Raw genomic sequence first — 24,815 nt, 5'->3', positions numbered from 1 at the left:
CTCACCCCGTCGCCGCCCACCACCGCGACCACGCACACGCCCGGCGGCCGACAGCACCACAGGTAGGACCACCGACCTTCGTCGTCGCCGCCCTACCACCCTCCACTGCAGCGGCCCGGCGGCCCGGCGGACGGAAGCCAGGCTCGGGGAACCGCCCGACTCACTCCGTCACCACCCATCTCCACATCCGCGCGCGCGTCTGGCGGGTGACAATGCCTCCGGAAGTTCCGACGTCCGCGCCGTCGGCGACGCCGCCGGGGCGGGCCCACCGCTTACCTCGTCAGGAGCCCTCTTGCCCGACACCACTCCCCTGCACGGCCGCCTCTCGCTGCTGGTCCTGTACACCGAACGCTTGGAGGACTGCCGGGCGTTCTACAGCGCCCTCGGACTGTCGTTCGCCGAGGAGAAGCACGGCGACGGCCCCGAGCACCATGCCGCCGTCCTTGATGACGGCACCGTCGTCGAGCTGTATCCGGTCCTGTCCGCACCGACCGGCCCCGCCCGGCTCGGCCTGGAGGTCGACGGCGGACGGGCCGTGCCCCCGCTGGCCCCGGGGCGGCACGTGCTCATCGACCCCGACGGGCGCAAGGTGGATGTGCAGGCGGTCGGCGCGCAGGCGGGGGACGGTGGCGCGTGACCTACCCCGTCACCGGGCTGCTGGCCGGGCCGTGGGTGCGGGCGGTCGCCCTGCGCACCGCGGCCCTGGCCAACGTGCTGCTGCCCGACCCGCCGCCGCCCGCGCGGGTCGAGGACGTGCTCCGCGCGCACGGGGAGAGCGGGCCCTTCGACCTGACGACCGCCGACGTCCGGGCGATGGCCGCGGCCGCCCGCAAGCTCAGGGACGCCGCGACCGCGCCCCACACGGCCGCCGCCGCGCGGCGGGTGAACGCCCTGCTCACCGGCGTCCGCCCGCCGCGCCTCTCCGACCACCGGGGCGCCACCCACTGGCACCTGCACCTCGACGCCTCCGACGATGGACCGGTGGACGAGTGGCTCCTGTCCTCCGGCGCCATGGCGCTGGCCGTGCTCCTGGCCGACCAGCAGCGGGTGCCCGGCGGCGTGTGCGCGGCCCCCGGCTGCGACCGGTTGTTCCTCGACCCCGGGACCGGGGGTCGGCGACGCTACTGCTCCGCGCGCTGCGGCACCCGCACCCGGGTGGCCGCCCACCGCCGCCGGGCCCGCGGACCGGGCGGCGGACCCCGCTGAGACGGTGGACGGATGTGTCCCCCCGGGCGCTGGTTTCGGCCGCGCGGCCGTGCGATGGTCGGTTCCCCCCCTGAATACGCGGAGGGCGGCCGATGGAAGGGGCTGACACCATGACCACGACCGACGGCGGCGAACGCGCCATCCGCGTCTTCCTGGTGGACGACCACGACGTGGTCCGCCGGGGCGCCGCCGCGCTGCTGGAGGAGGAACAGGACATCTCCGTCGTCGGCGAGGCGGGCACCGCCGCCGAGGCCGAGGCGCGCATCCCCGCCGCCCGCCCCGACGTCGCCCTGCTGGACGTCCGCCTGCCCGACGGCAGCGGCGTGGGCGTGTGCCGGGAGATGCGCTCGCGCCTGCCCGGCCTGGCCTGCCTGATGCTCACCTCCTACGCCGACGACGACGCCCTGTACGACTCGGTCATGGCCGGGGCCGCGGGGTACGTGCTCAAGCAGATCCACGGTTCGGACCTGGTGGGCGCGGTGCGCACGGTCGCGGCCGGCGGGTCGCTGCTCGACCCGCGCAGCACGGCGCGGATGATGCGCCGGATGCGGGAGGCCGACGCGGGCCGCAACCCGGTGGACGAGCTGTCCGAGCAGGAGCGCCGGATCTTCGAGCTGATCGGTGAGGGGCTGACCAACCGGCAGATCGGCGAGCGGGTGTACCTGTCGGAGAAGACGGTGAAGAACTACGTGTCCAGCGTCCTGTCCAAGCTGGACATGCGGCGGCGCACCCAGGCGGCGGCGCTCGCCGCGCGGCTGAAGAGCGAGGCGGCGCGGCGGGAGGACGACCGGCGGTAGCCGCGGCTCCCGGACCCGCCCGGCGGTGTCAAGCGGCCTTGGTCGCCCGCGGCCGCGCCGGTCCGCCGCCCGCCCGGGGGCGTCCGGCCCTCGGAGCGCAGAGGTGTCCCGGTTAGCGTCGGGAGATACGGCAAGGCCCCCATGGCACGACCGTTTCCGAAGCGGCCGCGGGCGCCGCGGCCGAACGCACCGGCCGGTGCGCGAAGGACGGGCGCGTACCGGCCGGTCCGCCGGTCGGCGCCCGGCGAAGGACCCGCCGCGACGCGCCCTGCTCTCACCGCTCGAACGCGACGTGACGGCCGCCCCGCGCGCCCCCTTGTGCCGGGCGCCGCACGCACCGACACGTAGCCTCATGGCAAACTGTTCGGCGGACCTGGACGGCGTGTTCACGGCCCTCGCCGACCCGACGCGCCGCGCGGTCGTGCGGCGGCTCGGGCACGGCCCCGCCAGCGTCGGCGACCTCGCCGAGGCCTTCCCCATACCCCTCCCCTCGTTCATGAAGCATGTGCGGACGCTGGAGGCGAACGGGCTCATCCGCACGGTCAAGACCGGCCGCGTACGCACCTGCGTGCTCGCCCGCGAGCGGTTCGGCCTCGTCGCCGACTGGCTCGCCGAGGAGCGCCGGATCTGGTCGGAGCGCACCGACCGCCTGGAGCGGTTCGCCAACGGCCGGGACGAACGGGCCGACAGGACCGACCGAGAGGGCGACCGACCATGAACCCCGGCCTCGACCCCGCCCTGGAACGGGTGATCCGCGCCCCGGCGGCGGGTTCGTCACGCGGATGAGCGAGGACGGCGGCGCCGCCTTCGTGCCGCACCTGGACGCGTGCTTCATCGCCGTCGACGGCGGCCTGCGCCCGGCCGCCCCCGACCCCGTCGCGATGACCGCCGAGGTCACGATGGCCGACCACCCCGACGGCACCGGCTACCGGATCGTCGTCCGGCACGGCGACCCGGAGCCGCGCGCCCGCCACGAGAAGCTCGGCTTCGCCGAAGGATGGGGACGGTGGCCGCGCAGCTCGCCGCCTTCGCCGAAGGGCGGGCCCGGCGATGAGGCTCGCGCTCACCCAGTTCACCACGCTCGACGGGGTCAGCCAGGGCCCCGGGGCCTCGGACGAGGACACCAGCGGCGGCTTCACCGGGGGCGGCTGGTTCGTCCCGCACATCGACGGGGTCTTCGTCCGCCGCGCGTCCGAGTGGCTCGGCCTCGCCGACGGGCTGCTGTTCGGCCGGCGCACCTATGAGGCGTTCGCCCGCGACCGGCCCGCGATCACCGACCCGGACGACCCGTTCGCCGAGCGGATGAACACGCTGCCGAAGTTCGTCGTCTCCTCCACCCTCACCGAGGGGGGATGGAACCCGACGACCGTGCTCAGGGGCGACCCGGTGCGGGCGGTCGCCGGGCTCAAGGAGCGGCCCGGCCGCGAGCTGCAGATCCACGGGAGCGCGCGCCTGGGCGACGCGCTGCTGGCCGCGGGCCTGGTCGACACGCTCCCGCCGGTGGTCGCGCCGACCGTGCTCCGTTCGGGCCGACGGCTGCTGTCCGGTCCGGGGGACTCCTCCGGCCTCCGGCTGGTCGCGCACGAGGCGACGCCGAACGGGCTGCTCCTGCTGGAGTACGCGGCGCAGGGGCGGGCGCCGCACGCCGACTACGCCCGCGTGTCCGACTTCGTCTGACCACCGCTCGGGCGCCCCATGAAGAGACGCCGGGCGGCGCCCGCGCACCGCCCGGCGTCCGGCTCCGCGTCCGCTCCGTCGTATCCGGGCGGCGTCGGCCGCGGACCGCGGGCCTGCGGTTCCGGGGTACCCCGCCGTCACGGATCATCGCCCCGAAGACCGCACCCTCCAGGCTGCCCCAGACCCCTCGCGCCGCCCAGGAACGAAAGGCCCCGGCGCTCAGGCCGTTCGCCTGCCGCCCTTCGGGACCGGTGGCCCGGTCACTCCGCTTATCCGTCCTTTGGCCGTGCCGGACCCGACCAAGGCCCCTGTCGGGCTCCCCGTGCACAGGGTGGGATGGTTCCGTCCCCGCGCGAGCGCCCCTTCCGGGGGCGCCCGGCGGGGACGGAAAGTGAGGCCGCGACGATGGCGAGGGGCAGCGCGCTGGTCACGCTGGAAGGCGTCTCGGCCATGGTGGTCGAGGTGGACGGTGTCGTCGCGGACACCGGACCACTGCACGCCGCCGCGTGGAAGCGCACCTTCGACGAACTGCTCCGCGAGCGCGCACGCGGGCGCGGTGGCCGCTTCCGCCCGTTCGACCTGCGCCACGACTACCGGCTGATGTACGGCAAGTCGCCGCCGGAGGCCGCCCGCGCGTTCGCCGCCTCCCGCGACGGCGGCCTCGCCGCCTGGGCGCTGTCACCCGTGGGCGAAGGGGACGAGGGCAATGGGGACGAGACCGTCGCCCGGCTGTGGGACCGCAAGGACCGGTACTACCTGGACTCCCTGCGCACGGTGGGCACGGCGGCGTGGGCCCCCACGGCGGCGCTGCTGGCCGCGCTCAGGGCGCAGGGGGTCGCCACCGCTGCCGTCTCCTGCAACCGCGGGGCCGCGGCGACGGTGCAGGCGGCGGGCATGGCGGGCCTGTTCGACGCCGTGGTCGACGGCTGGGCGGCCGAAGGCCTGGTCACCGCTGAGGAGCGGTACGCGGCGGTGCTCGCCGAGACCGCGGCGCGGCTCGGGGTCGCGCCCCGGTCCAGCGCGGCGCTGCTCTCGTCGACCCCGGCGGTGCGTGCCGCGCACCGGCTCGGGTTCAGGCTGGTCGTGGCCGTCGACCGGGACTCCGCCGGGAACGGGACACCGTCGAGCGACCGCCTCACCGGCTGGTCGGGGGCGGACGCGGTGGTGGCCGACCCCGGCGAACTCACCACCCCCGGCCGCCCGGGGTAGGGACCTACGGCCCACCCCGCACCACCCCGAGACCCTGTCGGCCGCCCGCCGCGGACGGGTGGGATGGAAGGTGAACGGAGGCACCCGCTCTCCGAACGAGAGGGACGGCGGACATGGACGCACGAATCCCGGCAGGGACGGCCCCGCACATCGTGGTCGGCTATGACGGCACGCGCCCTGCGGCGTTCGCGCTGGAATGGGCCGTCCGCGAAGCCCGCCTGCGCGACTGCGACCTCTGGGCGGTCCGGGTACTGGACAACGGGAACGCCCCGCACGCGCCGTACGCCGGCGCGCACGCGCTCCCCCGCACCGGTCCGGCCGAGCGCGAGCTGGAGCACGTCGTGGAGCGGGCCCGGCGCACCTGGCCCCGGGTGCACCACGCCGTCCGCCGCGACGACCTGGCCGCGCGCGGCCTCGCGCGCGCCGCCGAAGGGGCCCAGCTCCTGGTCCTGGGCACGCGCGGCCCCAGCGGCCCCGGCGCTCCCCCGCTCGGGCCCACCGCGTCGGCCTGCCTGCGCATCGCCCCGTGCCCGGTCGTCTTCGTCGGCCTGGAGCGGGCGCCGTGGGCTCAGGACGGCGCCTTTGACGACGCCCCGGCGCGGCGGACGGCCGAGCCGGTCGGCTCCGCGGGCGGAGGTGCGAGATGACTCCCCAGGCCCCCTCGACACGGCCGAACCCGCCGTCGGAGGCCTCCGCCCTCGACGCGGCGGTGCGCGCGGCCGACCAGGCCCCGTCGGTGTACGGGACCCGGCCGTGGACCGTGCGCCGCGTGGACGGCCGCATCACCCTCGGGACCGACCCGGACCGCCGCCTGGCCGTCTCCGACCCCGACGCCCGCCAGCAGGTCGTGAGCTGTGGAGCGGCCCTGTTCACCGCCGTGGCCGCGCTGCGCGCCCACGGGGTGCGGCCCTCCGTGCGGGAGCTGCCCGATCCCGACCGCCCCGGCCTGCTGGCCGAGGTCCGGGCGGCCGGAACCGTCGAGCCCACCGCCGAGGACCGGATGCTGTACGAGTCGGTCGGGCTCCGCCGCACCCACCGGGGCCCGTTCCCGGCGGACGTGGACGATGTGCGCACGGTGCGCGCGCTGGTCGCGGCGGCCGCCGCCGAGGGGGCCGTGCTCAGGCCGCTGGGCGACGAGCGTTTGACGCGCTCCCTGGCGGGGCTGGTCACCGCCGCCGAGTTCCTGCACCGCTGCGAACGTGACACCGGGGACGAGCTCGCGCGCTGGGTGCGCGCCCCGGACGCGGCCGACCCCGACGGGGTGCACGCGGAGGACTTCCCGCCCCCCGGCCGGGTCGCCGACGCGCTCTTCCCCGACCGCGACTACGGGCGCGGGCGGGTACGCGGCCTGCTCGACCCGCACGGCGACGTCGCCGGGACCGCCGCGCTGCTGACCACCGTCGGCGACGGGCGGGCCGACCGCCTGGCCGCCGGGCGCGCCCTGCAGCGGGTGCTGCTGACGGCCACCGCGGGCGGGGTGTCCTCGGCCTTCCACACCCAGCCGCTGGAGGAGCCGCACCTGCGCGCGTTCATCGGGGCGCGCATGTGCGACGGGGCGTACCCGCAGATGGTCCTGCGGCTGGGCCGCCGCCGGGAGGCGCGGCCCCACCGCCTGTTCGCGTCCGTGCAGGAAGGCGGGTGACCGTCCACGGGCCCACCTACGCACCGGGGCGCCCGGAGTAGAATCGGCGCTCGCGCACCGCCGTCCCGTCCCCGGAGCATCGGAAGGTGAGCCCATGGGCGAAGAGCTCCCCGGTCCCGAGCGCGCCCGCGTCCTGCTCCCCCGCCTGCACCTGGACGACCTGCTCTCGGAGCTGCAGTCGCGCATCGACACCGCGCTGCTCACCCGGGACCGCGTGCACTCCCTGCTCGACGCGGTGGTGACCATCGGCTCCGGGCTGGACCTGGAGGCGGTGCTGCGCCGCCTGGTGCAGGCCGCCATGGACCTGGTCGACGCGCGCTACGGGGCGCTGGGGGTGATCGGCCCCGACGGCGGGCTGACCCGGTTCCTGCCGCTGGGCCTGGGCGAGGAGGAGATCGCGCGGATCGAGCACTGGCCGCGCGGGCGGGGCATCCTCGGACTGCTCATCAAGGACCCGCGGCCGCTGCGGCTGCGGCGGATCGAGGACCACCCGGAGTCGCTCGGGTTCCCCAAGGGGCACCCGCCGATGCGGGGGTTCCTCGGGGTGCCGATCCGGGTGCGCGACGCGGTCTTCGGGAACCTGTACCTGACCGAGAAGGCCGGCGGCGGGGAGTTCGACGAGGACGACGAGGCGATCGTGGTGGCGCTGTCCACCGCGGCCGGGGTGGCCATCGAGAACGCCCGCCTGTACGAGGAGACCCGGCGGCGCGAGCTGCTGCTGGACGCCTCCGACGAGGTGACCACCCGGCTGCTGACCGGCACCGAGGCCGACGACGTGCTGGCGCTGATCGCCCGCCGCGCCCGCCGCATGTCCGGGTCGGTGCTGGCGGCGCTGGCCATCCCGCACCCGGACGGCGACGGCCTGGTGGTGGACACCGCCGACGGCGAGGGCGCCGAGCGGGTGCGGGGGCGGGCGGTGGAGCTCGACGACAGCCCCGCCGGCCGCGCCTACCGGGAGGGCGGCCCGGTGTCCCTGCCCGGTGCGGCGGAGGGCGGGTGCACGCTGCCGTTCCTGGAGGGCCTGGAGCTGGGGCCGGTGCTGCTGGCGCCGCTGGGCGGCAAGGACGCCGCGCGGGGCCTGCTGGTGCTGGCGCGGGCGGACGGGGAGGAGGCCTACGCCTCCACCACCGGGCACCTGCTGTCGGCGTTCGCGGGGCACGCGGCGGTGGCCTTGGAGCTGGCCGAGGCGCGGGTGGACGCCGAGCGGCTGAGCGTGCTGGAGGACCGCGACCGGATCGCCAAGGACCTGCACGACGTGATCATCCAGCGGCTGTTCGCCGTGGCGATGTCGCTGATGAGCACGGTGCGGCGGACCAACGACCCGGCGCAGGCCCAGCGGGTGCAGCGGGCGGTGGACGACCTGGACGACACCATCCGCCAGATCCGTTCGACGATCTTCGCCCTGCAGCACGCGGGCGGTGAGGACCGGAGGTGGCTGCGCACCCAGATCCTGGAGATCGCCAACGCGGCCGGGGAGTCGCTGGGGTTCACGCCGGGTCTGCGCCTGGAGGGGCCGATCGACAGCCGTGTGCCCGACGGCGTGGCCGAGCACGTGCTGGCGGTGCTGCAGGAGGCGCTGTCGAACATCGCCCGCCACGCGGGCGCCTCGCGGGCCGACATCCGGGTGCGGGTGGACGAGGACGCGGTGGAGGTGGACGTGGGCGACGACGGCTGCGGCGTCCCCGAGGGCGGGCGCCGGGGCGGCCTGCGCAACCTGAAGGACCGCGCGCAGGCCCTGGGCGGCGCGTTCGCGGTGGGGCCGGGGACGGGCGGCGGCACCCGCCTGCTGTGGACCGCCCCGCTGTCCGAGGAGGGGTGAGCGGCGGCCGCGGGCCCACACGCCCGGCGCCTCACCCCCGCGCGCCCGGCTCCCCCATGCGCAGGGGCACCGTCTCGGCGTAGCGGCCCCCGCCGTCGAGCACCTGGCCCATCAGCTTCATCGTGCGCAGCACGATCCTCCGGTCGGTCAGGCGCAGCCCCGGGAGGCGGGCCTCCAGGCGGCGCTCGACCTCGGGGAGGTCGGCGATCGCCCGCAGCCACACGACCAGCAGCGCGTTCTCCGAGCCCGCGACCGTGCTGCAGAACCGCAGCTCGGGCACGGTCTCCTCCAGGTCCGCCGCCGCCCGCTCCAGCTCCTCGTAGGCCACCGACCCCCACAGCACCGCGGCGGCGGGCCAGCCCAGCTCCCGTCGGGCCACGTCGCACCGCAGCCCCACCGCGCCGCCGCGCAGCAGCCGGTCCAGGCGCCGGGCGGCCGTGCTGGCGCTCACCCCCGCCGCGCGGCCCAGCGCGCCGTACGGCGCGCGCCCGTCCTCGGCCAGCGCCCCGATGATGGCCTGGTCCGCCTCGGTCACCGGCGGCGGCGCCCCCGGCCCCGGCACCGGACCCGCCATGGCCTGCAGGGCGCGGCGCTGTCCGGGGGCGAGCGCGTGCAGGTGCCACCGGCTGGCCTGGAAGGGGATCCTCGTGATCACGTGCGTCTCGTAGGCCACCACGTCGGGGAAGGACCCGATCCAGTCCAGCAGGTACCAGGACAGCTCCCGCGGGTGGCTGACGGTCAGCAGCAGCTGGTGCCGCCCGGCGGTGAACTGGATGCTGAGCGTGCCGGGGTCCTCGGCCAGCGCGCGCGACACCTCCGTGACCGTGCCGTTGCGGCAGGTCAGCTCCAGATAGGCCATGGGTTGGCGGGGCAGCGACGGCGCCGCCGGGAAGGCGGTGACCCGCGCCAGCCCGGCACCGGTCAGGCGGTCCCAGCGGCGGGCGAGCGTGGTGGCGTCGGCGCCCAGCACCGCGCCCAGCCGGGCCCAGGGCGCGCGCGGCGCGAGCTGCAGGGCGTTGATCAGCTGCAGATCGAACTCGTCGACCCCGCGGTCCCGCCCTTCGGCGTGATTGCCGGAATGCTGCATGGGTCCCCCTGGCGCGGCAGGAATCCTGCATTTCGGCCAGCTTAGCGCCGCCCGACTTAGGGTGTGAGCCCTCATCCGGCCGGTGAGCTGCATGTTCTCCCCCCAGTTGCGAGGTGGCCGATGTCGGAGAAGAAGGTCCCCCAGGCCCGGCCGCGCCTCGGTGCGCGCGTGCTGGACGCCGTGGAGCGCGCCGGGAACCGGCTGCCCGAACCGTTCCTGCTCTTCCTGCTGCTGTTCCTGGCCGTGGGCGCCGCTTCGGCGCTGATGGCGGCCCTGGGGACCACGGTGGACCTGCCCGACGGCGGGACCGAGCCGGTCCGGAGCCTGTTCAGCGCGGCGGGCCTGGCCTGGTTCACCACGTCCCTGGTCGAGAACTTCATCGGGTTCCCCCCGCTGGGGGTGGTACTGACCGTGCTGCTCGGGGTCGGTATCGCCCAGCGCTCGGGGCTGCTGACGGCGCTGGTGCGGCGGGCGTTCGGGCGGGCGCCCCGGTGGCTGCTGCCGTACGTGGTCGGCTTCATCGGGGTTTCGGCCAACATCATGAGCGACGCGTCGATGATCCTGGTCCCCTCGCTGGCGGCGCTGGTGTTCGCCGCGGCGGGGCGGCACCCGGTGGCCGGCCTGCTGGGCGGGTTCGCGGCCTCGACCGCGGGGTTCAGCGTGGGGCCGTTCATCACGGGCACCGACGCGCTGCTGAGCGGGATCACCACGGCCGCCGCCGAGCCGGTGGCGGCCCAGACCGCGCCGGTGACCGTGGTGTCGAACTACTTCATCTCGCTGTCCTGCGCGGTGCTGCTGGCCGGGGTGGCCGGGCTGCTCATCGACAAGGTGCTGGAACCGGCGCTGGAGCGGCGCGGGGTGCCGCGCACGCCGGTGGCCGCGGCGGCGCCCGGCGGGGGCGAGGGCGAGGGCGAGCGCGCCGACCTGCGCATGGACCCGGAGCTGTCGCCCGTCGAGCGGCGCGGCCTGCTGTGGGCCGGGGCCGCCCTGCTGGTCCTGGCCGCCGCCGTCCTCGCGGTGGTGCTGCCGGCGGACGCCCCGCTGCGCGGTGAGGGCGGGGCGTTCCTGCCGGAGTCGCCGCTGCTCGACTCGGTGGTGTTCCTGGTGTTCCTGGCCCTGGCCGTGCCGGGGGTCGTCTACGGGCGGGTGACGGGCGAGATCACCGGCGGCGGCGACGTGGCGCGGATGATGGGCGCGGCGGTCAAGGACATGTCCGGATTCATCGTGGTGGCGTTCGTGCTGGCGCAGTTCCTGGCGCTGTTCAACTGGAGCCGGGTGTCGGACTGGATCGCGGTGAGCGGCGCGGGCACGCTGGAGGGCTGGAACTTCACCGGCTACGGCGCGCTGCTCGCGTTCGTGGTCCTGGCCTGCCTGATCAACATCTTCGTCATCTCCGGCTCGGCGCAGTGGGCGGTGTTCGCGGCGGTGTTCGTGCCCCTGTTCGCGCTGCTGGGGTACGAGCCGGGGTTCGTCCAGGCGATGTTCCGCGTGGGCGACTCCTCCACCAACGCCATCAGCCCGCTGAACCCGTACATGGTGGTCATCCTGGGCTTCCTCCGGGCCTACGAGCCCAAGGCCGGGCTGGGCACCGTGATCGCGCGCTGCCTGCCGTTCTCCCTGGCGTTCCTGGTGCTGTGGACGGCGGTGCTGTCCCTCTTCTTCTTCACCGGGACGCCGGTGGGTCCCGGGATGGAGGCGCGCATCGACCCGTAGCGTCCCCCCCGGGCGCACTCGCCCACGCGTTCCCCGATCCCCACGACAACGGAGGTTCCGAGAGCATGCCCGAGCACGCGACCCCGCCGCCGCTTCCCGTCCGCTTCACCGGGGCGCGGTTGATCGACGGCACCGGAGCGGCGCCGGTCGAGGACGCCGTGGTGGCCACGGCCGCCGACGGCACCATCGCCTACGCGGGTCCGGCCGCGGGGGCACCCGCCCCCGCCCCGGGGCAGGAGGAGGTCGGCCTGGGCGGGCGCACGCTCCTGCCCGGCTTCTTCGACTGCCATGTGCACCTCGGCCTGGACAACCCGCGCGAGCTGGTGTGGAACCACCTGGACTCGCACGCCAGCCTCCAGGCGCTCGCGGCGGCCGACCGCATGCGGCGCACCCTGGAGGCGGGCGTGACCAGCGTCCGCGACCTCGGGGGGCTGGACGCCGGGTTCAAGGCGGCCCAGGAGCGCGGCCTGGCGGTGGGCCCCCGGCTGCAGGTGGCCCTGCGGCTGATCAGCGACACCGGCGGGCACGCCGACTTCACCCTGCCCAGCGGCATCGACCCGCACCGGCTGGCCCCCGGCGCGGGCGAGACCGCGGACGGGGTGCACGAGGCGCGGGTGGCCGTGCGGCGGCTGATGCGCGACGGCGCCGACGTGATCAAGGTGTGCGCGACGGGGGGCATCTCCAGCCCGTCGGACGGCCCCGAGGACGAGGGGCTGGGGCAGGAGGAGATCGCCGCGGTCGTGGCCGAGACCGGGCGCCGCGGCGGGCGCCCGGTGGCCGCGCACGCCCAGGGGGCGGCGGGCATCCGCAACGCCGTGCTGGGCGGGGTGTCCAGCGTCGAGCACGGCTACCTGGTGGACGACGAGGGCATCGACCTGATGCTGGAGCGGGGCACGTTCCTGGTGCCGACGCTGGCGACCTTCGACTTCGAGCACCGGCGCCACCTGATGACGGAGAAGGCCTACCGGGCGAAGCAGTGGCTGGCCGAGCGCACGTTCGACCGGATCCCCGAGGCGGTGCGCCGGGGCGTGAGGGTGGCGCTGGGCACCGACGCCGGTGTCAGCGAGCACGGGAGGAACCTGGCGGAGCTGGGGTTCCTGGTGCGGGTCGGGCTGTCGCCGATGGAGGCGATCGAGGCGGGCACGCGGTCCTCGGCCGAGCTGCTGGGCGTGGCCGACCGCCTGGGCACGGTGGAGGAGGGCAAGCTGGCCGACCTGGTGGTGTGCCAGGGGGACCCGCTGCGGGACGTGGGGGTGCTGGCCGAGCCGGACAACGTGGCCGTGGTGGTGCAGGGAGGACGGGTGGTGAAGGACATCCGCGCCTGAGGGGCCTCAGGTAACGGGGCGTCCCTGCTCAGAGCAGGGGCGCCCCGTTCTCGCGTGTCCGGCCGCCCAACTCCCTCACGGAAAGTCTTGTTTTCATCCGTGAGGATGCCCGAGAATCGGAATCACGGAAAGACGTCCATCTACCCGTGAGGTCACCCATGTCCGGTACCGGCTCCCCCGCACGCGTCCCCGTCCGCACCATCGGCGGACCGACCGCGCTCATCTCCTACGGCGGCCTGAAACTGCTCACCGACCCCACCTTCGACTCCCCCGGCGACCACCCCGTCGGCGACGGCATCGTGATCACCAAGACGGCGCCGCCCGCCGCCTCCCCCGCCGGAATCGGCCCCGTCGACGCGGTGCTGCTCTCCCACGACGAGCACCCCGACAACCTCGACCTGTCCGGCCGGGCACTGCTGGCCGACGTCCCACTGACGCTCACCACCCGCAGCGGAGCCGAGCGCCTGGCCGCCACCGCCCGCTCCGTTCGCGGCCTGGCCCCGTGGGAGGGCACCGAGGTGCCCCGTCCCGGGGGCGGGGCGGTGACCGTGACGGCGGTGCCCGCACTGCACGGCCCCGAGGGCGCGGAGGAGGTCCTCGGCGAGGTCATCGGCTTCGTACTCACCGGCGACGGCCTGCCGAAGGTCTACGTCAGCGGGGACAACGCGTCCTTGGACCTGGTCCGCGAGGTGGCCGGCCGGTTCGGTCCGGTGGACACCGCCGTCCTGTTCGCGGGCGCGGCGCGGGCCCCGATGTTCGACACCACCATCACCCTCGACAGCGCCCAGGCGGCGGAGGCCACCCGCATCCTGGGAGCCCGCCGGTCGGTCCCGGTGCACTTCGAGGGCTGGACCCACTTCTCCGAGGGCCGCGCGGAGCTGGAGAAGGCCTTCACCACCGCCGGCCTGAGCGAGCGGCTGCAGTTCGCCTGAGGCCGGGCGCGGGCGCGGGGCCGACCCCGCCCCCGCGCCTATCCGCGCCCCTCCTCCCCCGGGGCCCCGCCGAGGGCCGTCCAGGACCGGAGCAGCAGTTCCACCGCGTCGACCACGGCCTCGTCCCCCACCGCCCCCGGGTCCAGGACGCGCTGGATGAGCAGGCCGTCCTCCAGCGCGTGCGCGATCAGCGCCAGGAACGCCGGGTCCGCGGGGGCCGCCGCACCGCCGCGGTCCAGTTCGCGGCGGACCCCCTCGGCGAGGGCGCCGCGGGCCGCCTGCTCGCGCTCGGCCAGCAGCGGCCGGAGCTCGGGGGTGCGGATCGCGTGCAGCAGCAGCTCCATCCGCAGAGCCAGCCACGAGTCCAGGTTGCGCGCCCGGTCCCGGTTCCACGCGCGCAGGGCGTCGAACGCCTCGTCCCGCGTGGCGGCGCCCGCCGTCGCCTCCCGCACCTCCTCGGCCTCCCGGCGGGTGCGCTCGTTCAGGAGCTCGGCGACCAGCGCGTCCTTGCCCGCGAAGTTGCCGTAGAACGCCCCGCGCGAGTACCCGGCGCGCTCGGCGATCTGCTCGACCGACGCCCCGTTCACCCCGCGCTCGGCGAACAGCTCGGCGGCGGCCGCCAGCAGCCGCCCCCTCGTCCGCCGCCTGCTCTCCTGCCTGGTCAGCCGCTCGGCCACGGCGCTCCTCCCCCGTCCAACTCAAAAACACGTTTGTATTCGGATACGGATCTGTATTAGAAAACAGAAGTGTATCAACCAACGTCCGACGAAGGGGCGCACCGCCATGTCCACGCCGATCCACACGCGCACCGCGGCCGGGCTGGCCGCGGCGGTCGCCTCCGGAGAGCTCACCGCGCAGGAGGCCGTCGAAGCGCACCTGGAGCGCATCGCCGAGGCCGACCCCGCGGTCAATGCCGTGACCACGCCGCTCGCCGACCGCGCCCGTGCCGAGGCCGCGCAGGTCGACCGCCGCCGGGCGGCCGGTGAGCGGCTCGGGCCGCTGGCCGGGGTGCCGTTCACGGTGAAGGAGAACGTCCACGTCGCGGGGACCGCGACCACGTTCGGCGTGCCGCGCCTGCGGGACCTGGTCGCCCGCGAGGACGCTCCCCCGGTGCGGCGGCTGCGCGCGGCCGGGGCGGTGTGCGTCGGGCGCACGAACCTGCCCGACATGACACTGGGCGGAGTGCACACGCGCAGCACCCTGTACGGGGACACGGTCAACCCGTGGGACCCCGGCCGCACTCCCGGCGGGACCAGCGGGGGCGACGCGGTGGCGGTGGCCACCGGCATGGCGCCGCTCGGGCTGGGCAACGACTCCGGCGGGTCGGTACGGGTCCCGGCCGCGTTCTGCGGGGTGGCCGGGCTCAAGCCCGGCTACGGGCGCATCGCCTCGGACCACCGCGTCGGCGGCCGCGAACCGACCCTGGCCGCGCAGATGTTCCCGGTCGACGGTCCGATCGCGCGCTCCGTGGGCGACCTGCGCCTGGCCCTGTCGGTGCTGGCGGGACCGGACGCGGGCGACCCGCGCGCGCTGCCGGTGCCGCTGGAGGGGCCGCCGCTGCCCGGCCCGGTGCGGGTCGGGGTGGCCGCCGAGCCGTTCGGGCCGGGGACGACGGACCCGGCGGCCCATGCGGCGGTGGCGGCGGCCGCCGAGGCGCTCCAGGACGCGGGCTACGCGGTGCAGGACGCCGTTCCGCCGCAGCAGGACGAGGCGCTAGAGGCCTATGCGCGCCTGACCACGGCCGAGTTCGCGCTGGCGCGGCCGCAGATCGAGGAGCTGATGGGCGAGGAGGCCCGCCGCCACATCGCGTACTCGTCCGACCGGAACCCGCCGCCGGACCTGGCCGGGTACGTCCAGGCCGCCGCCGACCGGCTGGGGGCGCAGCGGGCGTGGGCCCGGTTCCAGGAGGAGGTGCCGCTGCTGCTGGGCCCCGTCTTCACGGGCCCGGTCCCCGCACCCGGCGAAGAGCTAGTGGACCCCGGGGCCCACGAGCGGGTGACCCGTGGTCTGGGGCTGTGCGCGGTGACGACCTGTGTCGGTGTGCCCGCGGTGGCCGTCCCGGTGGGCACGGCCGGCGGGCTGCCGCGCTCGGTGCAGGTGATCGGGCCGATGCACCGCGAGGACCTGTGCCTGGAGGCGGCCGAGGCCATCGAGCGGAGGTTCGGCGCACTGGCCCCGGTCGACCCGCGTGGGATTCGGCACACCCGTACCGCGGCCCCGCCCTGGTCGGGGACGACGGGTCCCGCGTGAGACGTGCCACCGGCCCCCGCCCCGGCACGGCCGGTACGGTGGGCGTTTTGCCGCGATTGCGCGGTGTCACCCGTTTCTGTCTCCGGCCGCCGCGCCGACGTCACCGGGCCCAGAGGCCGGGCCGTGCCCCGCCCCCGCCCGGGACGGATCCCCGAGGAGTGTCCTCCATCCCGAATGCCGACGAGCGACGTGCGCCCGTGCCCGGAAGGGGCCGGGTGGACGTCTGGGTCCTCACCGTCAGCGGCGGCCTGCTCACCGCCTTCGTCATCGCCGCCCTCACCGCGCCCACGGCCACCGGGGACGCGGTCGCCGCCGCGTTCACCTGGTCCGCCGGGGCGTTCGGCGCGTACTGGCAGGTGCTGCTCACGGCCACCGCCGCCGTCGCCGCCGTACTGGCCTTCTCCCGCTACGGCAGGGTGCGCATGGGCGGCACCGACGCCCCCGAGTTCGGCGCGTTCCGGTGGGTCGCCATGGTGCTGACCACGCTGCTCGCCGCGGGCGGCGTGTTCTGGGCGGCCGCCGAGCCGATCGCGCACTACACCGAGGCGCCGCCGCAGTACGCCGGAACCGTCGACGGCCCCATGGCCGCGGTCGCCACCGCGCTCGCCCAGAGCTTCACGCACTGGGGCCTGGCGGCGTGGGCGATCGGCGGGTCCCTGGCCACGCTGGTCATGATGCGCGGCGCGGAGAAGGGCATGCCCCTGCGCCCCCGCACCCTCCTCCACCCGGTCATGGGCGAGCGGGTCCGCACGCACTGGCTCGGCTCCGCCGTCGACATCGCGTGCGTGGCGGCGGTGGTCGCCGGGACCGTCGGGCCGCTCGGGTTCCTGGGCCTCCAGGTGTCCTACATGGCCGGGGCGCTCTTCGGCACGGCCGACTCCTACGCGGCGCAGGCCGGGATCATCCTGGGCCTCACCGCGGTCGCGCTGGTCTCGCTGCTCAGCGGCCTCTCGCGGGGCATCCAGCTGCTCAGCCGGATCAACGTGTGGGTGGCGCTGGCCCTGGTCCTGGCCATCGTGGCGCTGGGGTCCGCGGCCTACGTCGCCGACGCCTACCTGCAGGCGAGCGCGGTGTACGCGCGCGAATTCGCCACCATGGCGCTCTTCCGCGGGGACACCGAGTGGCTGGCCTACTGGACCGTGTTCTTCTTCGGCTGGTTCCTGGGCTACGCCCCGATGATGGCGATCTTCATCGCGCGCATCTCCCGGGGGCGCACGGTCCGGCAGATCTTCGTCGGCGCCACCGTGCTGCCCGCGCTGATCACGACGGTGTGGTTCAGCGCGCTCGGCGGGACCGGCCTGTACCTCGAACAGCAGGAGCCCGGCGCGGTGTCCGGACCCTATGCCGAGGACGGGCTCCCGGCGGCGGCGATGGCCGTCATCCAGGCCCTGCCCTACACGGTGGCGCTGGGCGTCGTCATGATCGTGGTCTCGCTGCTGTTCTTCGCCTCGACCCTGGACACCATGTCGTACACCATCGCGGCCGCGTCCATGCGCGGCGGCGAGCCGCTGCCATGGGTGCGGGCGTTCTGGTGCGTCGGCATGGGCCTCGCGGGCGCCGCCCTGCTCGGCGTCGGGGACGGCGGGGTGGACGCGCTGCAGTCCTTCATCGTGGTGGCCGCCGTCCCGGTGGGCCTGATCATGCTGCCGACCCTGTGGACCGCGCCGCGGCTGGTCCGCGAGATGGCCGCCGAACAGGGCATCACCGGGAACCGCTGACGCCCGGGGGCCTCCGGTCGGCGCGGATCCGTCCCGCGGGAACCGTCCGCCGGTCGGCGGCGTCGGAGACCACGGAACCATCCCCCAATGGAAAGGGCGTCGGCGAGCGCCATGGCCAAGCGCAGTTCCCGTGTCAAGAAGAAGCTCGGTCCCGGCGGGGCCGTCACCGTCTTCGGGATCATCGCCCTCATCCTGGGCGCGGTGATGCTCATCGTCGGGACGACCGACTACACCGACCACACCGAGCGGGCCGACGCCGTCGTCTCGGAGCGGCTGGTGGAGGTCACCTACGAGGACGAAGAGCGCGAGCCGGACGAGCGCCGCGAGGAGATCACCGTCTTCGTGGACTACACGGCCGAGGGCCAGGACCTCACCCGGGTCGAGCTGCAGGGCCTGAACGCCGACGACCACTACGAGGGGCAGGAGCTCGCGGTGGCCTACGCCCCCGGCGAGCCCGGCCACGTGGTCACCGTGCCCAGCACCGAGGAGGGCGCCTACGACGTGTTCCTCTACATCGGGATCGCCGCCCTGGTGCTGTCGGTGCCGCTGCTGGGCGCCGGGGCGCTCCTGATCGTCAAGCAGGTCAAGCGGGGCTCAGGGGCGGGCTCGCTCAAGGGTTGAGAAGGGGCACGGGAATGCCATGGCAGGACGCAGGTCCCCCCTCACGAAGAATTTCGGCAGCACCAACGTCTGGCTCGTCGCCTTCGGGGTCGCGCTGCTCATCGTGGGCGTCCGACAGGTCGCCGTGGGCACGACGGACTACACCGACCACACCGGACGGGCCGAGGCCGTCGTTTCGGAGCGGCTGGTCGAACGGGCCGACTTCGACGACCGGCGGGAACAGGAGATCACCGTCTTCGTCGCCTACACGGCGGAGGGGGAGGATTTCACCCGGGTCGAGCTGGAGGGCTTGAACTCCGACGACCCCTGGGAGGGAGACGAGCTGACGGTGGCCTACGCCCCCGGCGAGCCCGGCCACGTGGTCACCGTGCCCAGCACCGAAGAAGGTGCCCACGCCATGTCCCTCTACGGCGGTATCGCGGCCCTGGCCTTGTCGGTCCTGTTGTCGGGGGCGGGCGCGGCCCTCGGTTACCGGCACTTCCGGCGCCGCTCGGGGCGCCCGGATCCGCTCGGGGGATGAGGCGGGCCGGCCCGCCTCAGCCCTGGGCGCCGCCGCTCAAGCCCCGTCGATCACCGGGCGAAGGCGGGCCGCGAACGCCTCCGGGTCGCCGTCCTCGGCGAAGCCCGTATGCCCGCCGGGGAACAGGACCGGCTCCGTCCCGAGCAGCCCCGCCAGGGCGCGCGTGGTCCGGTCGCACAGCTCCCCGGCCGAGTCCTCCCCGATGCCGGGCACCACGTTCACCCCGCCCGAGCGCAGGGCCTCGGCGTCGGGGCGCCACTCCGTCGTCGCCGGCAGGTCGTACAGGAAGAAGCGCCGCTCGTCGGCCACGTCCTGCGGGTCGCGCTCCCCTCCGAACATGTGCTCCAGCGCCCCTTCGGGCAGCCGGATGCCCGCGCTCTCCATGAACGCCGACCAGGCCCCGAGCACGTCGCCCGAACGGTAGATCCCCATCATGCGCTGGGTCGAGGCCCTGCGCTCCTCGCGGTCGTCGAGCAGTTCGCTCAGCGGCGGCTCGTGGGGGACGACGGTGCCCACGAGGTCGGGCCGGGCCTGGGCGAGCGCGAGCGCGGTCACCGCGCCGCCGCTGGACCCGAGGACCGCGGCCGGGCCGGAGCCGACGTGCTCCAGCAGCCGGGCGAGGTCGTCGGCGCGCGTCTCCACCGCCGCCGCCTCATCGGGGTCCTCCAGCACGCTGTTGCGGATGCCGCGCGGGTCGGCGGTGAGCACCGTGTGCCCGTCCGCCAGGTGGTCGGCGAGGAGGGCGAACGGCTCGGCGTTCATCGGCGAGCCGACCAGGGCCACCAGAGGCCCCTGTCCGCGCACCTCGTAGTACAGGCTCGCCCCCGGGACCTTGAGCGTCCCGGTGGTCGGCGTCGCTGCGGATGTCATCGCGTTCTCCTCGCTCTGGACACGGTCGGTCCGTCCGCATGCTTGGACCGGTCCCGGGCGCGGAATTCATCGGTCGCGGGCCGCCGGTGCCGCCGGACCAGCGCCGCCGACGCCCACACCGCCAGAAGGACCCCGGTCGCGGCCAGGAGGGCGTCCGGGACGGTGTTGACGATGCCCTGCGAGGGCCCAGGCGCCCGCCGCCACAGGTCCAGCGCGACCGCCCCGACCGGGACCAGGAGCAGAGCCGGGAACCGGCCCGCGTAGTAGGCGGCGACGGCGACCGCCACCGCTCCGGCGACCGCCGCCGGCAGCAGCGGGGACAGGACCAGGCCCAGAACGCTGCCCGGCAGGCTCGGCTCGGGCACGGGGGCGGGCGGCGGGGGGACGTCCATGGCCGACTCGAACGCCGCGGCGGCCCTGGCGTCGGCGGCCTGGGCGGCATGACCACCGATCCCGTAGGCGCCGAGCGCCGCCACGGCGAACCCGGCGCCCGCCGCCGCGGCCGGCAGCGGCGACCGCACCGCCCCGTACCCCAGCACGGCGTACCCGAGCACGAACGGGCCGAGGGACCACCCCACGTAGGTGTCCAAGAACGTGATGAGCGCGAAGAAGAGCCGCACGAGCAGCGCGGGCGGCTCCGAGCCGCCGTCGCCCCAGGCCGTCGACGGAACGCGGTCGGCGCCCACCGAGGCCAGGCCGATCGCGGCGGCGCCGGCGATCATGACCGTCAGGAGCAGCAGCAGACGACGGCGTTCCACGCGGAGACCTCCCGATGCGGCCGGTTGTCGACGCCAGTGTGCCGGACGTCCGGCGGGGCCGGGGCGGGCGCGTCATCCCCCGGCGTCGCGGCGGCTCGGCGCTCCGGCGCGCAGGCCGTCCATGACCAGGTCGAAGAGGCGTGCGATGCGCTCCTTGCGGTCCTCTCCGGCCCCGATGTGCCACAGCCCCGTGATGGCGAGCATGAAGTCCTCGGGGAGCACCCCGGGGCGGATGGTCCCGGCCTCGTCGTTGGCCCGCAGCAGCAGGGCGATGGCCTCGTTCAGCGGGCCGGGGCCGGGTTTGGCCAACCCTCCGGGCCCACCGAGCGCCTGGCTCAGCGCCTCCGCGAGCCCGGCCTTGGCCAGGGCGAAGCGGGCCAGGCGGTCCATCCACGCGCGCAGCGCCCGGTCCGGCGGCAGCTCCGCGAGCAGCTTCGGGGCCGCGTCGGCGACCTGCCGCATCTCGTGGCTGTAGACCTCCAGGACGAGGGCCCCGCGGCTGGGGAAGTTGCGGTAGAACGTGCCCTGCCCCACGCCCGCCTTCTTGGCGATCGCGCTCAGCGGGACGTCCGGCGACCGGGTCAGCTCCACCAGGGCCACGTCGAGGATGCGGTCGCGGTTGCGCTGCGCGTCCGAGCGCAGCGGCGTGCACCCGCCGCCCGCCCCGTCCGGATGGTCCATATCGCGTCCGCCCACTCCCCGGGAGGCCCAGCGGGCCGCCCTTGCCAAGCGGACAACTGTCCACTAGATTCGCCGTGTCCGGACAGCTGTCCGTTTACTCCTGTCCCCACTGTACCGGGGGGACGTTTCCGCATGAACGGCGGCATCCGGTCACCGATCCCGACCGCCACGACCACGCCCATCGCGGCGTTCCGCGCACCCGCCGCGCCCGCGCCCCGCAGCGCCGCGGCACACCCCCTGTCCGCGAAAGAGGCCGACCATGTCCCCAGCCACCTCCAGCACCGTCACACTGACGGTCAACGGCGAGAAGCACACCGTCGCCGTCGACCACCGCACCACGCTGCTCGACGCCCTGCGCGAGCGCCTCGGCCTCACCGGCACCAAGAAGGGGTGCGACCAGGGCCAGTGCGGCGCCTGCACGGTCCTGGCCGACGGCCGCCGCACCGTCTCCTGCCTCCAGCTCGCCGTGGCCGCCGAAGGGCAGGAGGTCACCACCATCGAGGGCGTGGCCGACGGCGACCGGCTGCACCCGGTCCAGCAGGCCTTCCTCGACCTCGACGGCTACCAGTGCGGCTACTGCACCCCGGGGCAGATCTGCTCGGCCGTCGCGGTCATCGAGGAGCACGCGGCGGGCTGGCCCAGCGCCGCGACCGGGGACGTGCGCCCCGACGCCGGGGCGCCCGAGCTCACCGCCGAGGAGATCGGCGAGCGGATGAGCGGCAACCTGTGCCGCTGCGGCGCCTACGCGTCCATCGTCCAGGCCGTCGCCGCGGCCGCCCGCACGCCCGGAACCGAGGCCGAGGAGGCCACCGCATGAAGGAGTTCGACTACCGCCGCGCCGACGGCGTCCCCGGCGCCCTCGCGCTGCACGGCGCCGCCCCGGAGGCGCGCTTCCTCGGCGGCGGGACCAACCTCGTCGACCTGATGAAGACCGGCATCGAGCGGCCCTCCCTCCTCGTCGACGTCCGCGCCCTGCCGCTGGACGGCATCGAGGCCACCGCCGACGGCGGGCTGCGCATCGGCGCGACCGCCACCAACAGCGACACCGCCGCCCACCCCGAGGTGCGCCGCCGCTACCCGGCGCTGTCCCAGGCCCTGCTGGCCGGGGCCTCCGGCCAGCTGCGCAACATGGCCACCGTCGGCGGGAACCTGCTGCAGCGCACCCGCTGCGGCTACTTCTCCGACGCCACCGGGCCGTGCAACAAGCGGGTGCCCGGCAGCGGGTGCCCCGCCATCGAGGGCGAGCACCGCAACCACGCCATCCTGGGCGCATCCGAGCACTGCGCGGCCACCCACCCTTCGGACATGGCCGTGGCGCTCGCCGCCTTCGACGCCGTCGTCGCCTACGAGACGGCCGAGGGGCCGGGCGAGACGCCGCTGGCCGACCTGTACCCGCCGGTGGGCGACACCCCGCACGTGGAGACCGCCCTGCCCGCGGGCGCGCTCATCACCTCCGTCACCCTGCCGCCCGCGCCCGTGGCCGCCGCCTCCCGCTACCGCAAGGTGCGCGAGCGGGCCTCGTTCGCCTTCGCGATCGGGTCGGTCGCCGCCGCGCTGGAGGTCCGGGACGGCACCGTCCAGGACGTGCGGCTGGCCTTCGGCGCGGTCGCGCACCGCCCCTGGCGGGCCCAGACGGCCGAGGAGGCCCTGGCCGGAGGCCCGGCGACGGCCGAGGCCTTCGCCGCCGCCGCGGACGCCGAGCTCGCCGCGGCCGAACCGCTGCCCGACAACGGATACAAGGTGCCGCTGATGCGCGACCTGGTCGTGTCCGTGCTGACCGAACTCGCCGAGGAGGCCGACGCATGACCGCCACCGCAGAAGGCAAGAGCGCCGTCGGCACCGCCCGCGTCCGCCTGGAGGGCCTGGACAAGGTCACCGGGGCGGCCGAGTACGCCGGAGAGGTCGACTTCGACGGGCTGGCCTACGGCCACCTGGTGCTGTCCACCATCGCCCGCGGGCGCATCCGTGCGGTGGACACCGACCCGGTGCTGACGATGCCCGGCGTCATCGACGTCTGGCACCACGGCAACGCGCCGCGCCTGAACACCGACTTCTCCAACATGCTCGGGCCGGTCGACCCGCTGCTGGCCCTGTTCCAGAACGACCGCGTGCCGCACGCGGGCTGGCCGGTGGCGCTGGTCGTCGCCGAGACGTCCGAACAGGCCCGGGAGGCCGCCGACGCCCTGGCGGTCGACTACGAGCCCGAGCCGCACGACACCGCGTTCCGCGGCGACCGCCCCGACGCCTACACGCCGGCCGGGCAGGAGGACCGGTCCAAGGGCGACATCGAGGCCGGGCTGGCCGCCTCCGCCGTGGTCGTGGACGCCGAGTACACCACGCCGGAGGAGTACCACAACTCGATGGAGCCGCACGCGGCCGTCGCCCGCTGGGAGGGGGGCCGCCTGGAGGTGGTCGACTCCAACCAGGGGACGCTGCTGGTGGCCGGCGACATCGCCCAGCTGTTCTCCCTGGACCCCGCCTCGGTGCGGATCCGGGCCGAGCACGTCGGCGGCGCCTTCGGCAACAAGGGGACCCGCCCGCACCTGGTGGCCGCGGTGATGGCCGCGACCGCCCTCCAGCGGCCGGTGCGGGTCGTCCTCACCCGCCGCCAGATGTTCTCACTGGTGGGCTACCGGCCCCCGACGGCCCAGCGGGTGCGGCTGGGCGCCGACCCGGACGGGCGGCTGCGTGCGCTCGACCACCAGGCGTGCAACCAGACCTCCACCACCAACGAGTACACCGAGCTGAGCGCGCTGCCCGCGCGGACGCTGTACGACGCCGACGCTCACCGCACCGCCCACCGGCTGCTGCGGCTGGACGTGCCGACGCCGACCTTCATGCGCGCGCCTGGCGAGGCGCCCGGCTCCTTCGCCCTGGAGTCCGCGCTGGACGAGCTCGCCGAGAAGTGCGGCGTCGACCCGATCGAGCTGCGCCTGCGCAACGAGCCCGAGGCGGGGCCGCTGTCCGGGCTGCCGTTCAGCAGCCGCAACCTGCGGGCCTGCCTGGAGGAGGGCGCCCACAGGTTCGGGTGGGACGACCGCGACCCGCGCCCGGGCGTGCGCCGTGAGGGGCGGTGGCTGCTCGGCACGGGGACGGCCGCGGCCACCTTCCCGTCGGGGGCGGTCCCGTCCACGGCGGCCGTCACGGCCGAGGCCGACGGGTCGTTCACCGTGGGGGTCAACGCCAGCGACGTCGGCACCGGGGCGCGCACCGCGATGGCGCTGGTCGCCGCGGAGGCGCTGGACACGGACCCGGAGAACGTGCGGATCCGGATCGCCGACAGCGACCTGGGACCGGCGATGATCGCCGGGGGGTCGATGGGCACCCGGTCCTGGGCGTGGGCGGTGTCCGCCGCCGCCCGCGAGCTGCGGGAGCGGCTGGTCCCGGGGGCGGAAGTGCCGCCGGAGGGCCTGACCGCCCGGTCCGACACCGGCGCGGCCATCGGCGCCCTGTCGGCGAAGGAGCGGTACTCCTTCGCCGCGCAGTTCGCCGAGGTGGCCGTCGACCCGGCCAGCGGCGAGGTGCGGGTGCGCCGCATGCTGGGCGCCTTCGCCACCGGGCGGATCGTCAACCCGCTGACGGCGCGCAGCCAGTTCCTCGGCGGGATGGTCTGGGGGCTGTCCATGGCGCTGCACGAGGAGGCCGCCCGGGACCGGGCCTCGGGCGCCGTCGTCGGCGGCGACCTGGCCGGGTACCACATCGCCGCCAACGCGGACGTGCCGCCCATGGAGGCGTTCTGGGTGGACGACCCGGACCCCGACGACCCGGTCGGCATCAAGGGCATCGGCGAGATCGGCATCGTCGGCGCCGCCGCGGCGATCGCCAACGCGGTGTGGCACGCGACGGGCGTCCGCCACCGGCACCTCCCGATCCGCCCCGACCGCGTCCTGGCGGGCGGCCGGGAGGCACCGGGGGCCTGACGGGCTCTCTGGCATCGGCGGGCGGGGGGCACACCCCGTCCGCCGACACATGTCCAGGGCCGCGGAGTAG

24 protein-coding genes are annotated in these 24,815 nt (G+C 75.6%); 19 read left to right on the top strand and 5 right to left on the bottom strand.

All coding sequences use genetic code 11. The features are described 5' to 3' along the window. The first annotated feature begins 292 nt into the window (after positions 1 to 292). From O4U47_RS10800 to O4U47_RS10760, 9 genes are all read left to right on the top strand, one after another. Positions 293 to 637: a VOC family protein gene (locus tag O4U47_RS10800; RefSeq protein ID WP_270677647.1), complete on the top strand. Its 345-nt coding sequence runs from the start codon at positions 293 to 295 to the stop codon at positions 635 to 637. Next, the gene (locus tag O4U47_RS10795) at positions 634 to 1,206 is read left to right on the top strand and encodes a CGNR zinc finger domain-containing protein (RefSeq protein ID WP_270677646.1); all 573 of its coding nucleotides are present in this window, start codon (positions 634 to 636) and stop codon (positions 1,204 to 1,206) included. Before O4U47_RS10800 ends, O4U47_RS10795 begins: the two co-directional genes overlap by 4 nt. Before the next feature lie 110 nt (positions 1,207 to 1,316). Then, positions 1,317 to 2,003, top strand: coding sequence for a response regulator (locus tag O4U47_RS10790; protein ID WP_270677645.1), 687 nt, complete (start codon positions 1,317 to 1,319; stop codon positions 2,001 to 2,003). Between the two features lie 352 nt (positions 2,004 to 2,355). Beyond that, positions 2,356 to 2,721 carry an ArsR/SmtB family transcription factor gene (locus O4U47_RS10785; RefSeq protein WP_270677644.1) on the top strand — a complete coding sequence of 122 codons (366 nt, stop codon included), beginning with the start codon at positions 2,356 to 2,358 and terminating at the stop codon, positions 2,719 to 2,721. Between the two features lie 332 nt (positions 2,722 to 3,053). Next, complete coding sequence (locus O4U47_RS10780) at positions 3,054 to 3,680, top strand: dihydrofolate reductase family protein (protein WP_270677643.1); 627 nt, start codon at positions 3,054 to 3,056, stop codon at positions 3,678 to 3,680. Between the two features lie 405 nt (positions 3,681 to 4,085). Further along, positions 4,086 to 4,889, top strand: a complete 804-nt coding sequence (locus O4U47_RS10775; RefSeq protein ID WP_270677642.1) for an HAD family hydrolase — start codon at positions 4,086 to 4,088, stop codon at positions 4,887 to 4,889. Between the two features lie 113 nt (positions 4,890 to 5,002). After that, complete coding sequence (locus O4U47_RS10770; RefSeq protein WP_270677640.1) at positions 5,003 to 5,536, top strand: universal stress protein; 534 nt, start codon at positions 5,003 to 5,005, stop codon at positions 5,534 to 5,536. Next, positions 5,533 to 6,531, top strand: a complete 999-nt coding sequence (locus O4U47_RS10765) for an Acg family FMN-binding oxidoreductase (RefSeq protein ID WP_270677638.1) — start codon at positions 5,533 to 5,535, stop codon at positions 6,529 to 6,531. Before O4U47_RS10770 ends, O4U47_RS10765 begins: the two co-directional genes overlap by 4 nt. Positions 6,532 to 6,625: 94 nt before the next feature. After that, positions 6,626 to 8,350, top strand: a complete 1,725-nt coding sequence (locus tag O4U47_RS10760; protein WP_270677636.1) for a sensor histidine kinase — start codon at positions 6,626 to 6,628, stop codon at positions 8,348 to 8,350. Between the two features lie 31 nt (positions 8,351 to 8,381). On the opposite strand, the gene O4U47_RS10755 is transcribed toward O4U47_RS10760, so the two are convergent. Continuing rightward, positions 8,382 to 9,437, bottom strand: a complete 1,056-nt coding sequence (locus O4U47_RS10755; protein ID WP_270677634.1) for an Lrp/AsnC family transcriptional regulator — start codon at positions 9,435 to 9,437, stop codon at positions 8,382 to 8,384. 120 nt (positions 9,438 to 9,557) lie between these two features. Here O4U47_RS10755 and O4U47_RS10750 point away from each other — a divergent pair, with 120 nt between their 5' ends. The 3 genes from O4U47_RS10750 to O4U47_RS10740 all read left to right on the top strand — a co-directional run bounded on the left by O4U47_RS10750 (position 9,558) and on the right by O4U47_RS10740 (position 13,407). Further along, the gene (locus O4U47_RS10750; protein ID WP_270677632.1) at positions 9,558 to 11,150 is read left to right on the top strand and encodes an AbgT family transporter; all 1,593 of its coding nucleotides are present in this window, start codon (positions 9,558 to 9,560) and stop codon (positions 11,148 to 11,150) included. A 65-nt stretch (positions 11,151 to 11,215) separates the two neighbouring features. Beyond that, entirely contained in the window at positions 11,216 to 12,475 is a 1,260-nt protein-coding gene (locus O4U47_RS10745; RefSeq protein WP_270677627.1) for a metal-dependent hydrolase family protein, read from the top strand. A gap of 158 nt (positions 12,476 to 12,633) precedes the next feature. Next, positions 12,634 to 13,407 carry an MBL fold metallo-hydrolase gene (locus O4U47_RS10740; RefSeq protein ID WP_270677626.1) on the top strand — a complete coding sequence of 258 codons (774 nt, stop codon included), beginning with the start codon at positions 12,634 to 12,636 and terminating at the stop codon, positions 13,405 to 13,407. Positions 13,408 to 13,445: 38 nt separating this feature from the next. Here the strand turns inward: O4U47_RS10740 and O4U47_RS10735 are convergent, their stop codons facing one another. Next, on the bottom strand, positions 13,446 to 14,084 hold the full coding sequence (locus O4U47_RS10735) for a TetR/AcrR family transcriptional regulator (protein ID WP_270677625.1): 639 nt from the start codon (positions 14,082 to 14,084) through the stop codon (positions 13,446 to 13,448). Positions 14,085 to 14,190: 106 nt separating this feature from the next. Between O4U47_RS10735 and O4U47_RS10730 the strand changes: the two genes are divergently transcribed. The 4 genes from O4U47_RS10730 (at position 14,191) to O4U47_RS10715 (ending at position 18,516) form a co-directional block, all read left to right on the top strand. Continuing rightward, positions 14,191 to 15,657 (top strand): amidase, encoded by a 1,467-nt coding sequence (locus tag O4U47_RS10730; protein ID WP_270677623.1) that lies wholly within the window; start codon positions 14,191 to 14,193, stop codon positions 15,655 to 15,657. A 215-nt stretch (positions 15,658 to 15,872) separates the two neighbouring features. After that, on the top strand, positions 15,873 to 17,375 hold the full coding sequence (locus O4U47_RS10725) for a BCCT family transporter (RefSeq protein ID WP_270677621.1): 1,503 nt from the start codon (positions 15,873 to 15,875) through the stop codon (positions 17,373 to 17,375). An 87-nt stretch (positions 17,376 to 17,462) separates the two neighbouring features. Further along, positions 17,463 to 17,996, top strand: coding sequence for a DUF3592 domain-containing protein (locus O4U47_RS10720; protein WP_270677619.1), 534 nt, complete (start codon positions 17,463 to 17,465; stop codon positions 17,994 to 17,996). A gap of 19 nt (positions 17,997 to 18,015) precedes the next feature. Next, positions 18,016 to 18,516: a DUF3592 domain-containing protein gene (locus O4U47_RS10715; protein WP_270677617.1), complete on the top strand. Its 501-nt coding sequence runs from the start codon at positions 18,016 to 18,018 to the stop codon at positions 18,514 to 18,516. A 36-nt stretch (positions 18,517 to 18,552) separates the two neighbouring features. Here the strand turns inward: O4U47_RS10715 and O4U47_RS10710 are convergent, their stop codons facing one another. The 3 genes from O4U47_RS10710 to O4U47_RS10700 all read right to left on the bottom strand — a co-directional run bounded on the left by O4U47_RS10710 (position 18,553) and on the right by O4U47_RS10700 (position 20,825). Beyond that, on the bottom strand, positions 18,553 to 19,386 hold the full coding sequence (locus O4U47_RS10710) for an alpha/beta fold hydrolase (RefSeq protein WP_270677614.1): 834 nt from the start codon (positions 19,384 to 19,386) through the stop codon (positions 18,553 to 18,555). Continuing rightward, positions 19,383 to 20,144 (bottom strand): hypothetical protein, encoded by a 762-nt coding sequence (locus tag O4U47_RS10705; protein ID WP_270677613.1) that lies wholly within the window; start codon positions 20,142 to 20,144, stop codon positions 19,383 to 19,385. Before O4U47_RS10705 ends, O4U47_RS10710 begins: the two co-directional genes overlap by 4 nt. 72 nt (positions 20,145 to 20,216) lie before the next feature. Beyond that, the gene (locus O4U47_RS10700) at positions 20,217 to 20,825 is read right to left on the bottom strand and encodes a TetR/AcrR family transcriptional regulator (protein WP_270677611.1); all 609 of its coding nucleotides are present in this window, start codon (positions 20,823 to 20,825) and stop codon (positions 20,217 to 20,219) included. 259 nt (positions 20,826 to 21,084) lie between these two features. On the opposite strand from O4U47_RS10700, the gene O4U47_RS10695 reads away from it, so the two are divergent. Genes O4U47_RS10695 through O4U47_RS10685 form a run of 3 tightly spaced genes read left to right on the top strand, consistent with a single transcriptional unit; the run spans position 21,085 to position 24,745 of the window. Beyond that, on the top strand, positions 21,085 to 21,642 hold the full coding sequence (locus tag O4U47_RS10695) for a (2Fe-2S)-binding protein (RefSeq protein WP_270677609.1): 558 nt from the start codon (positions 21,085 to 21,087) through the stop codon (positions 21,640 to 21,642). Further along, complete coding sequence (locus tag O4U47_RS10690) at positions 21,639 to 22,631, top strand: FAD binding domain-containing protein (RefSeq protein ID WP_270677606.1); 993 nt, start codon at positions 21,639 to 21,641, stop codon at positions 22,629 to 22,631. The genes O4U47_RS10695 and O4U47_RS10690 overlap by 4 nt, the downstream gene beginning before the upstream one ends. Continuing rightward, positions 22,628 to 24,745: a xanthine dehydrogenase family protein molybdopterin-binding subunit gene (locus O4U47_RS10685; protein ID WP_270677604.1), complete on the top strand. Its 2,118-nt coding sequence runs from the start codon at positions 22,628 to 22,630 to the stop codon at positions 24,743 to 24,745. The genes O4U47_RS10690 and O4U47_RS10685 overlap by 4 nt, the downstream gene beginning before the upstream one ends. Positions 24,746 to 24,815 lie beyond the last annotated feature (70 nt).

Origin of the sequence: Nocardiopsis suaedae (assembly GCF_027706745.1) — a bacterium.
GTDB classification, from domain to species: domain Bacteria; phylum Actinomycetota; class Actinomycetes; order Streptosporangiales; family Streptosporangiaceae; genus Nocardiopsis_A; species Nocardiopsis_A suaedae.
This window is presented reverse-complemented; position numbering and strand designations above follow the sequence as displayed.

Excerpts from the sequence above, each read along its gene's own strand:
- O4U47_RS10790 (WP_270677645.1), top strand. The coding sequence starts at position 1,317 with ATGACCACGACCGACGGCGGCGAACGCGCCATCCGCGTCTTCCTGGTG.
- O4U47_RS10785 (WP_270677644.1), top strand. The coding sequence starts at position 2,356 with ATGGCAAACTGTTCGGCGGACCTGGACGGCGTGTTCACGGCCCTCGCC.
- O4U47_RS10780 (WP_270677643.1), top strand. The coding sequence starts at position 3,054 with ATGAGGCTCGCGCTCACCCAGTTCACCACGCTCGACGGGGTCAGCCAG.
- O4U47_RS10775 (WP_270677642.1), top strand. The coding sequence starts at position 4,086 with ATGGCGAGGGGCAGCGCGCTGGTCACGCTGGAAGGCGTCTCGGCCATG.
- O4U47_RS10770 (WP_270677640.1), top strand. The coding sequence starts at position 5,003 with ATGGACGCACGAATCCCGGCAGGGACGGCCCCGCACATCGTGGTCGGC.
- O4U47_RS10765 (WP_270677638.1), top strand. The coding sequence starts at position 5,533 with ATGACTCCCCAGGCCCCCTCGACACGGCCGAACCCGCCGTCGGAGGCC.
- O4U47_RS10760 (WP_270677636.1), top strand. The coding sequence starts at position 6,626 with ATGGGCGAAGAGCTCCCCGGTCCCGAGCGCGCCCGCGTCCTGCTCCCC.
- O4U47_RS10755 (WP_270677634.1), bottom strand. The coding sequence starts at position 9,437 with ATGCAGCATTCCGGCAATCACGCCGAAGGGCGGGACCGCGGGGTCGAC.
- O4U47_RS10750 (WP_270677632.1), top strand. The coding sequence starts at position 9,558 with ATGTCGGAGAAGAAGGTCCCCCAGGCCCGGCCGCGCCTCGGTGCGCGC.
- O4U47_RS10745 (WP_270677627.1), top strand. The coding sequence starts at position 11,216 with ATGCCCGAGCACGCGACCCCGCCGCCGCTTCCCGTCCGCTTCACCGGG.
- O4U47_RS10740 (WP_270677626.1), top strand. The coding sequence starts at position 12,634 with ATGTCCGGTACCGGCTCCCCCGCACGCGTCCCCGTCCGCACCATCGGC.
- O4U47_RS10730 (WP_270677623.1), top strand. The coding sequence starts at position 14,191 with ATGTCCACGCCGATCCACACGCGCACCGCGGCCGGGCTGGCCGCGGCG.
- O4U47_RS10720 (WP_270677619.1), top strand. The coding sequence starts at position 17,463 with ATGGAAAGGGCGTCGGCGAGCGCCATGGCCAAGCGCAGTTCCCGTGTC.
- O4U47_RS10715 (WP_270677617.1), top strand. The coding sequence starts at position 18,016 with ATGGCAGGACGCAGGTCCCCCCTCACGAAGAATTTCGGCAGCACCAAC.
- O4U47_RS10710 (WP_270677614.1), bottom strand. The coding sequence starts at position 19,386 with ATGACATCCGCAGCGACGCCGACCACCGGGACGCTCAAGGTCCCGGGG.
- O4U47_RS10700 (WP_270677611.1), bottom strand. The coding sequence starts at position 20,825 with ATGGACCATCCGGACGGGGCGGGCGGCGGGTGCACGCCGCTGCGCTCG.
- O4U47_RS10695 (WP_270677609.1), top strand. The coding sequence starts at position 21,085 with ATGTCCCCAGCCACCTCCAGCACCGTCACACTGACGGTCAACGGCGAG.
- O4U47_RS10690 (WP_270677606.1), top strand. The coding sequence starts at position 21,639 with ATGAAGGAGTTCGACTACCGCCGCGCCGACGGCGTCCCCGGCGCCCTC.
- O4U47_RS10685 (WP_270677604.1), top strand. The coding sequence starts at position 22,628 with ATGACCGCCACCGCAGAAGGCAAGAGCGCCGTCGGCACCGCCCGCGTC.